This is a genomic window from Candidatus Aminicenantes bacterium (assembly GCA_026393795.1).
Lineage (GTDB): Bacteria > Acidobacteriota > Aminicenantia > UBA2199 > UBA2199 > UBA2199.
In genome coordinates this window covers 1-8483 of sequence record JAPKZL010000054.1, presented here as the reverse complement: position 1 = coordinate 8483, position 8483 = coordinate 1, and the positions used below count along the sequence as shown (strand labels likewise).

The following is an 8483-nucleotide window of genomic DNA, read 5'->3' as shown; positions in this document are numbered from 1 at the left end:
GATGAACACATCCTCGAAAGACAGGCGGGCGAACGGATGCACGTCGGTGATCTGCCTGTCCCTGACCTGGTAGACGCCGTTGTGGCAGTTGAACATGTCATTGAGGGCGCAGGCCCGGTTTTCGAGAGCCGCGGCCGCCAGAACGATCTTGAAGGTCGAACCGGGGTCGTACAGAAAGGAGATCGCCTTGTTTTTCAGGGCTGGGGGCGGCGTGCGCCAGATCTCCTCCGGATCATAGTCGGGATAGCTGGCCATGGCCAGGATGGAGGCATCGGCGCTGTTCATGACGATGACGGCTCCGCCCGCGGCCTGGTATTTTTCCACGGTGGCGGCCAATTCCCGCTCCACCAAGAACTGCAGGGCGGCGTCGATGCTCAGATGGATATCCTTGCCCGCCACCGGCTGCTCCAGGTATTTGAACTGGAAGATCTTTTTGCGGGCGTCGATCAGCACCTTGAGCTTGCCGCCGCGGCCCTTGATCTCGGAATCCAGGCTGGTCTCGATTCCGCCCAGGGCCTGTTCGTCGATGCCCACGCCGCCCAGGATATGCGAGGCAATTTTTTTTTGCGGATAGACCCGGCGGTATTCGTCGATAAAATCGATGGTCCCGGCCGTTTGCCTGTTCAGGGCCAGCGGCAGGACCTGCCGGTATTCGTCGTCGGTCAGCTTGCGCTTCAGCCAGATGAATTTCTCGCCGCGGCGAATCCGCTTGATCACTTTCAGTTTTTGCGAACTGCTGAGCGACAGCCGGCGGCAAAAATCGCGGAACACGGCCAAAGAAACCTCCGCGTCCTTGTTGCTGAGGAATGCCGACTTGGATTGCAGCGAAATGGCCAGGATCTCGCCGTTGCGGTCGGTGATGGTGCCGCGCTTGGAATGGAGCTCTTCGATGCGGTTGATCTGGGCTTTGACCTTGGCCATATAGGTGTTGTAATCGATGACCTGCAGCTGGAACAGCTTGAAGGCAATGAAAAAAATCCAGACGAAGAAAATGATGGAAAGGAAAAAAAACCTCTTCTTGCCCTGGGTATTAATTTTCATCGTCGGCGATGACCACTTTGATAATCTGCCCCGCTTCGGGATACTGGTAGCCCAGTTTCTCGATGGCGATTTTTTCCATGCGTTCCAGGTTCAGCAGGGACGCCTTTTGCGCCTGCAGGCGGTCGATGTCGGCGCGCATGGCTTTTTCCTGCTGCAGCAGCTCGTGCTGTCGGTAGCCCAGGTCGACATTTTTCAGGTTCAGAGCGGAATAGATAAAGAGGATGACGAAGATGAAAAAGGCGAGGGTGGCCAGGCGGAAAGCGGACGGGGTCTTGCCCGGCTTGTTCATGCCACCTCCAGCGCCCGCAGCTTCGCCGAACGCGAAGCCAGGTTTTGCGACAATTCTTCGCTGCCGGGGAAGCCGGGGAAAGGACGGAGCAGCCTGACCAGCCCGGCCTGCTGCAGCCGCTGGAACCCCTGTTTGACCAACCGGTCCTCGAGCGAATGATAGGTGATGAAAACAACGCGGCTGCCCGGGCGCAGGTTGGCGGGTATCTGCTGCAGCCAGGCTTCGATCCCTTCCAGTTCATGGTTGATGAAAATACGCAGCGCCTGGAACACCTTGGCGGCGGGATGGACCAGCCCCGGACGAGGCCGCCAGCGGGTGACCTCCTCGACCAGCAGGCGCAGCTGGACCGTCGATTGCAGGGGGGCGAACAGCCTTTTCTCGATGATCTTCTTAGCCAGGCGCTCGGCCGCGGCGAATTCGCCGTAGCGGGAGAAAATGTCCGCCAGTTTTTTCTCGGCGAAGGTATTGAGCACGTCGGCCGCGGTGAGCAACTGTCGTTGGTTTTTGCGCATGTCCAGCGGCCCGTCCAGGGAATGGGAAAAACCGCGCTGGCCTTTTTTCAGCTGCACCGTGGAAATCCCCGGATCGACAAGTATGCCGGAGACGGCCAGCCTGCGGCAGTTAAAATCCTCGAAGAGATCGCCGAAGCTGCCCAGATGGAAACGAACGCGCCGCCCGAAAACCTTCAGGTTCGCCCTGGCTAGGGCGATGCTCTCTTCATCCTGGTCAATGGCGATCATTCGGGCGCCCGCGAAGGCGGTGAGGATATGGGTGCTGTGGCCGCCGGCGCCCACGGTGCAATCGACGAAAAGTTTTTTGGCCGATCCTTGAAAGATTTCAAGGACCTCCTTACTCATGACTGGGTAATGTGGAAAATTCATTGAGCAGCCTCGACACCTTTTGCAGCTTTTCGTCACTGAACTGACCGCCCATGTACTTGCCGGTGAAAGCATCCTTGTTCCAGATCACCAGGTAATCGATCTTGCCAAGGATCAGCAGGTTGTCTTCCAGCGTGCTGCTTTGCCGCAGATCGGAGGGGATGAGGATGCGGCCCTTGGGGTCAATTTCAGTTTCACTGCCCCAGAAACTGATACGGCTGATGTATTCTTCCAGGTCCGGATCGCGCATCGGGATCCTGGCGATTTTTTTTTCTATTTCCTCCCAGACCTGCATGGGGTAGAATAAAACATGATCACCGTTAAGCGAGGTCAGGTAGACCTCTTTTCCGAATCCCTGCTCCAGGGTGGCCAGGTATTGGGCGGGAATCTTGACCCGGCCGCGGTCGTCGATTTTGGCGATATAACTGCCTCTGAAATGTTTTTTCATCCCATTTTGTCCCATTTTCTCCCACCAATGATAGTATATATATATCTTGATTGTCAAGAATTTTTTTAAAATATTTTTTTTTAAAAACATCTTGACACGCTATATTTAGCGTCCTATAATTGGCGAGCAACTATATTTACTGCCTAAGGAGAGTTTCATGGAGAATTTTTCTGAAAATGCAATGAAAATTTTGAAAGCCCGTTATTTCAAAAAAGACGAAAAAGGGACCCTGGTGGAGAGCAAACCCTCGCATTTGTTCCGCCGCGTGGCCCGCTTCATTGCCAAGGCAGAAAAGAACGAAGCCGACAAGAAACTCTGGGAAGAAAATTTTTTTCAAGCCATGATGCAGAAGGATTTCATGCCCAATTCCCCGACTTTGACCGGCGCCGAGCGAAACATGTGCCTGTCCGCCTGCTTCGTGCTGCCGATCGAGGATTCGCTGGACGGGATATTCGAAACAGTGAAGAATGCCGCCCTGGTTCACAAGGAGGGGGGCGGGACCGGGTTCGATTTTTCCCGGGTCAGGCCGGCAGGGAGTTTCGTGCGCAAGACCCAGGGCATCGCCTCCGGACCTGTCTCTTTTTTGCGCGTCATCGACGCCGGCACCGAAGCGGTGAAGCAGGGGGGCACCCGCCGCGGCGCCAACATGGGGGTCTTGCGCGTGGACCATCCCGACATCACGTCTTTCATCACCATGAAACGCGACGGCGTCACCGCCCAGAACTTCAACATATCGGTGGCCATCAGCGAGGCTTTCATCCAAGCCGTCAAGAACAAAACCAGCTACGACCTGATCAATCCCATGGACGGCCAGGCGGTCGCCCAGGCCAGCGCCCGGGAAGTCTTTGAGCTGATCGTCGATTCAGCCTGGAGCAACGGCGATCCGGGCCTGATCTTCATCGACAAGGTCAACCAGCTGAATCCCACCGCTCTTCAGGGGCCGATCCGGGCCACCAACCCTTGCGGCGAACAGCCGCTCCATGACTACGAAGCCTGCAATCTCGGATCGATCAACCTGATGAACGTGTTCGACAGGAAATCGCCGGAGCGGCTGAACTGGACGAAATTCCGCGAGCTCATCCAGCTGGGCATCCGTTTCCTGGACGATGTCATCGAAGTCAACCTGTATCCGCTGCCGGAGATCGATAAGATGGCCAAGTCCAACCGCCGCATCGGCCTCGGCCTCATGGGCTTTGCCGACCTGCTGATCCAGATGGGCATCGGTTACAATAGCGACCAAGCCCGCGACCTTGGCAGCAAGATCATCCGCTTCATGAAGGAGGAAGCCGTGGCCGCCTCGCGTGCGCTGGCTGAAACTCGCGGCAGTTTCCCCAACATCGAAAAATCCATCTACCAGGGCCAAAAAATGCGCAACGCCTCGGTGTTGACTATCGCCCCGACCGGGACCATTTCCCGCATCGCCGGCTGCTCGTCGAGCATCGAGCCGATTTTCGCCTTCCGGGTGGTCTCCAAAATCCTGGATGGGGAAATCACCGACATTCACCCCCTGTTCCAGCAATGGCAGGAGAAGCACCCCGATGAAGCCGCGCCCGGCTATTTCATCACCACCCAGGAAATTTCCCCGATCGATCACCTGAAGATGCAGGCCGTCTTTCAAGAATACGTGGACAGCGCCGTTTCCAAGACCATCAATTTCAACAACGCGGCCACCCGCAAGGACATCGCCGCCGCCTACCTGATGGCTTTCGACATGAACATCAAGGGCATCACCGTATACCGCGACGGCTGCCGCGCCCTGCAGGTGCTGAACAAGGCCGGAAGCGAGAAGCCGACGCCGTTGGGCCGCCCCGACGCCATCCCTTCGACCACCCATAAGATTTCGACCGGGCTGGGCAACCTCTACATCACGGTCACTTATTTCAACAAGAAGCCCTTTGAAGTATTCGCTTCCATCGGCAAGAGCGGCTACTCGACCATGGCCGACGCCGAGGCCAGCGGCCGCCTGATATCGCTGGCCCTGCGCAGCGGCATCCCCACCCAGGAAGTGGTCAACCAGCTGAAGGGCATCGGCGGCGCCGAGCCGATCTTCACCAACGGCCAGTTGATCCAATCGATCCCCGACGCCATCGCCAAGGTCCTGGAAACCCATATAGGCGCCGTCAATGTCAAGCACCAGGACATGCACGTGAGCAAATGCCCGCTCTGCGGCACCGCTTTGAACGATGAAAAGTGCCCGACCTGCGCGACCTGCGGCTGGTCGAAATGCAACGGCGTTTGAACACCCGCCGCAGACTATTTTTTTGTTCTGTTGCATCACCAATAAAGATATAGTGGTAACCTTGCCAGGGCTGGATGCTTTACTCGATTTTTACCTTGACGCTGGCCGTAACATAAAAAAAGCGGTAATCTTCATATTCAAAATATGTCCGTGAGTGTTCAAATGAGGAATGACCATATCCTACAAATACCGTTGAGCTCCATTCTTTTGTTGGCACAAAATCCGAGTTGTATCTTTCAATAAAGATTGTTTTGCTGGGAAAGCGGATCTGGTTTTTTTCTATGTCGTATTCGTGAATGGTCGTGATTGCCGGCACCAAGCCTCGCTTTTTTAGTTTTTCGGCTAATTTTTCAAATCCGACAATCGAAGTTTGTTCGATTTGAATCTTCAAGACGGCCCCATCCTCTTCACTGATCCATATTTCCCCCCAAGGGATTGGCAGCGAAGGATCACGCCGGACAGCCGCGATATGCCAAATCTTCTTTTTTTTGCTCAATAGCCGATATTGGTACAAATGTTGCTTTTCACCGGCCAAAACGGTCACCGGCATATAAAAAGAATAAAAAGAACGGTACATGGTCTCCAGTTGAGCTTTTTCCTGGTGCGATTCTTTCCGGTTTTTCTCCAGCAACACCCGGTTTTCCGTGATTTTTCCATCCCCGCCGATGATCTGATAATCATATATCCAGTAGATTCGTGAAAAAGGTCTGAATCTGGAGTTTGTTGCAAACACTTCCTGGGTCACATCTTCCCGGCAAAAAAAACTGAAAGCCGTTTTCTTCAGCTTCTCCGCGTAAGCGGCCCCTTTGGACAGTAAGGCAATCAGGGCGGGATCGGACTCATTGTCCGGAGCAGGAGTAGGAACGGCGGGTGCTATTTCAACCTGTGCTTTTTTCACGTCCTGCTGCCCCGTGATCTGGTCGACTACCCGTACTTCGAGATCCCAGGAACCCGACTGCGGAAAGGCAAAGGGCAAATCGATCGTTCCGGCGGTTTCGCTTGCCTGGGAAATGAGGAGCCGCGACGGTTCATTGTCCGTTTGCTTGCCGGTCACATATATATTCACCAATCCGGTGGGAACGCCATCTTTGGCGATGGCGTAGAAATCGACGACCCCAAGACGAATGAGCCGGCTGCTAGCGGATATTTCAGCGATTTTCACCAGCGGCAATTCTTTCATTTCCAGCGTCCGACCATAGATCACCTGCATTTCCGGTTGATTGACGCGGATGTCGATTTTCCGTTTTTTTGTCCCTTGCCCCTGGGGAACATAGGTGAACTGGTAATAAATATCCTCAAATGCTGTGACTTGATCCAAAGCATCAACCATGCGGTCACCGTCCATCATAAGTCCCCCGGTATTTTTACTGATTTCCCGCAGGACCTGGTCCCAGTTGGAGAAAACCTCCTCGCTTTTTATGAGCGGGAGTTTGGAGCTTACATTGGCATGCACGTCACTTCTATCGGGGCTGAGGAATAGCAGATGGAATTGGGTATTGGCCTGAATAAATAACGATTTCAGTTTTTCCGAAAAGCGGTGGAAATTGAAAAAGATTTTTGCCTGGATTTCGATTTTTCCAATTTCATCTTTCAACGCAACAATAGTTTTTTCATTAATTCCATTCAACAAGCACTCGTCACTCACCTTGGAAATATCGAAGAGAGGCAGGGTGTCATGTTGAAAAAAGACCAGGGCGAATTTGTCATTTTTAATAGGGATCAATGAATTGGCCATCGCTTCAAAAGCGGTCATATCGGTTGATAATTCGCGGAGTTGATATTCCTTAACCGCCCACGTGTATTGCGTGACATCGCGGTATATCGTAGAGAAAAACTTGTCAAGAACGCCCTCGACGTCGGCGGCGGGATTGCCGACCCAAAAAAACAGAAGGTACAAACGCGGCTGCTGCAATTGTTTTTTAGATTCGCCGGCGCGGGCAATGCTGCGGTGATTTTCGAAAAAGCCATTTATCTCACACGGCTCGCCGTCTTCAGTGAGGGTGAAGTCGCTTTTCTTCAGCCCGCCGACCGGAGCCCCATCTTTTAGCACCCGCAGGATCAACTCCACGTTGACCACCTGCACGTATTCTTTCTGCTGCTCCTGCTGAGCGAAAACAGGGAAGGTCAGGCTCATGACGATCAGTTGCATAAAAACCAAACTCTTTTTGATTTTCATTAAACTCATCATAACTCTTTTTCCTCCACCTTTTAACTAGTAATCGATTATTTCAGGCTTATTGCATGCATAGCTCTTGCCAGCAATTATACATATTTATGTCCTGTTTTTGGGTCACTCGGAAATAAACTACCTTCTTTTTGTTTCAAATGTAAAACATAAATCCCGACACTCATCACTTTTGCGGCATCGGCCCAAATGTTGAAAAACGCTTAACCTGCACAAACTGCAGCCGGTTGCGTTGATGTTTTTTTTCCAGACATCTATAATGCTTGATGTGCGTGGAGGTAGCCCATGATAGAAAATAACGGCTTTCATTTGGTATCCACCCTGATCTACCTGGCATTGATCTTCGCGGCCGCCATCGTTTCCGTGCTGGGCAGCATCTGGATCCTGTTGTTCCTGACCCGCAAAAACATCCAGGAAAAGAAGGAGATCGTCAAGCACCACAACGTCGCCACCGCCATGGTGCTCGGGGCATTCATCTGGACCATCGGGCATATGTGCTTTGAAACGATCAAGCCGATCATGAACGTGTGGTACATCAATTACCCCGCGGGCATCACCCTCAAGACGGGGTTGTTATTCATCCTCGGCGTCATGGCCTCATTGGTCGTGGCTCTGATTTCAGGAGCTTTGGTCGTATTCTTGGCCCTGAAGCTGCTCATCGGCTTAACCAGGGACATCGATGAATGGGAGGAGATTAAAAAAGGGAATATAGCCGTCGCGGTGGTCATCGGCATCACCGTGATCGTTTTGGGCATGTTCATCGAATCGATCATCAGCACCATCACCCTGGCGCTTTTCAACTCGCTGAAGCTGCTTTAAGACCGATGAAAAAGCGGCACCCCCCCGCGCTGGCCACCGCCCTGGCACTGCTGCTGCTGGTTCTCTTCCTCTCCCAGGCCGCCCCGCCCCGGGCGCTGGCAGCCGGAAGTCCGCCGCCGGCCTCTCCGGCCGAGGGCGATTCCTACCGGCGCGCTTTCGACTGGACCGGCGCCGACAAGCAGGCGCGGCACATCGATTTCGCGCTCGCCAAAGCCGACGTCAGGAACGAGCTGAGCCAGTTCGGGGTCCCGCGCGGCATGGAGAGCACGCTGATGTTCGAAAAGCGAGGGTTCCAGCGCGTCGCCGTCTACCAAGGCAAGGAGATCTACATGGTAGATTATGCCGGTATATTCCGCCGCAACCTGGGATATTTCCCCGGCCTGACCGCCGCCCTGCGGCAGGCGCTGGCGCCGCTGCCCGCCACCGGGGCCTTGCTCGCCGAATTCCTGTTCTTCGTCCAAACCGTCCGCTACCAGAAGCCGCCGTACTACTACGGCAACAAGTTCATCAATTCCTTCTTCCCGCCCCTCGTCTGCCTTTACGAACAGTACGGGGACTGCGACTGCAAATCGCTGCTGCTGGCC

Annotated in this window: 8 protein-coding genes; 3 read left to right on the top strand and 5 right to left on the bottom strand. The window is 54.1% G+C overall.

Going from position 1 to position 8483, the window contains the following annotated elements; genetic code table 11:
* From NTW95_02550 to NTW95_02535, 4 genes are all read right to left on the bottom strand, one after another.
* Nucleotides 1-1041: penicillin-binding transpeptidase domain-containing protein (locus NTW95_02550; GenBank protein MCX6556300.1), on the bottom strand; the 1041-nt coding region annotated here is incomplete at its 3' end.
* A complete protein-coding gene (locus tag NTW95_02545; GenBank protein ID MCX6556299.1) occupies nucleotides 1031-1330 on the bottom strand; it encodes a cell division protein FtsL in 300 nt (99 codons plus the stop codon). The genes NTW95_02550 and NTW95_02545, both read right to left, overlap by 11 nt.
* The gene (gene rsmH, locus NTW95_02540) at nucleotides 1327-2187 is read right to left on the bottom strand and encodes a 16S rRNA (cytosine(1402)-N(4))-methyltransferase RsmH (GenBank protein ID MCX6556298.1); all 861 of its coding nucleotides are present in this window, start codon (nucleotides 2185-2187) and stop codon (nucleotides 1327-1329) included. The genes NTW95_02545 and rsmH overlap by 4 nt, the downstream gene beginning before the upstream one ends.
* On the bottom strand, nucleotides 2180-2656 hold the full coding sequence (locus NTW95_02535) for a hypothetical protein (GenBank protein ID MCX6556297.1): 477 nt from the start codon (nucleotides 2654-2656) through the stop codon (nucleotides 2180-2182). Before NTW95_02535 ends, rsmH begins: the two co-directional genes overlap by 8 nt.
* Before the next feature lie 157 nt (nucleotides 2657-2813).
* On the opposite strand from NTW95_02535, the gene NTW95_02530 reads away from it, so the two are divergent.
* Nucleotides 2814-4895: an adenosylcobalamin-dependent ribonucleoside-diphosphate reductase gene (locus NTW95_02530; GenBank protein ID MCX6556296.1), complete on the top strand. Its 2082-nt coding sequence runs from the start codon at nucleotides 2814-2816 to the stop codon at nucleotides 4893-4895.
* A 79-nt stretch (nucleotides 4896-4974) separates the two neighbouring features.
* Here the strand turns inward: NTW95_02530 and NTW95_02525 are convergent, their stop codons facing one another.
* A complete protein-coding gene (locus tag NTW95_02525) occupies nucleotides 4975-7071 on the bottom strand; it encodes a hypothetical protein (protein ID MCX6556295.1) in 2097 nt (698 codons plus the stop codon).
* Between the two features lie 294 nt (nucleotides 7072-7365).
* On the opposite strand from NTW95_02525, the gene NTW95_02520 reads away from it, so the two are divergent.
* The gene (locus NTW95_02520) at nucleotides 7366-7899 is read left to right on the top strand and encodes a DUF350 domain-containing protein (protein ID MCX6556294.1); all 534 of its coding nucleotides are present in this window, start codon (nucleotides 7366-7368) and stop codon (nucleotides 7897-7899) included.
* Nucleotides 7900-7904: 5 nt separating this feature from the next.
* Nucleotides 7905-8483 (top strand): hypothetical protein (locus tag NTW95_02515; GenBank protein MCX6556293.1); only part of this gene is annotated, 579 nt, incomplete at its 3' end.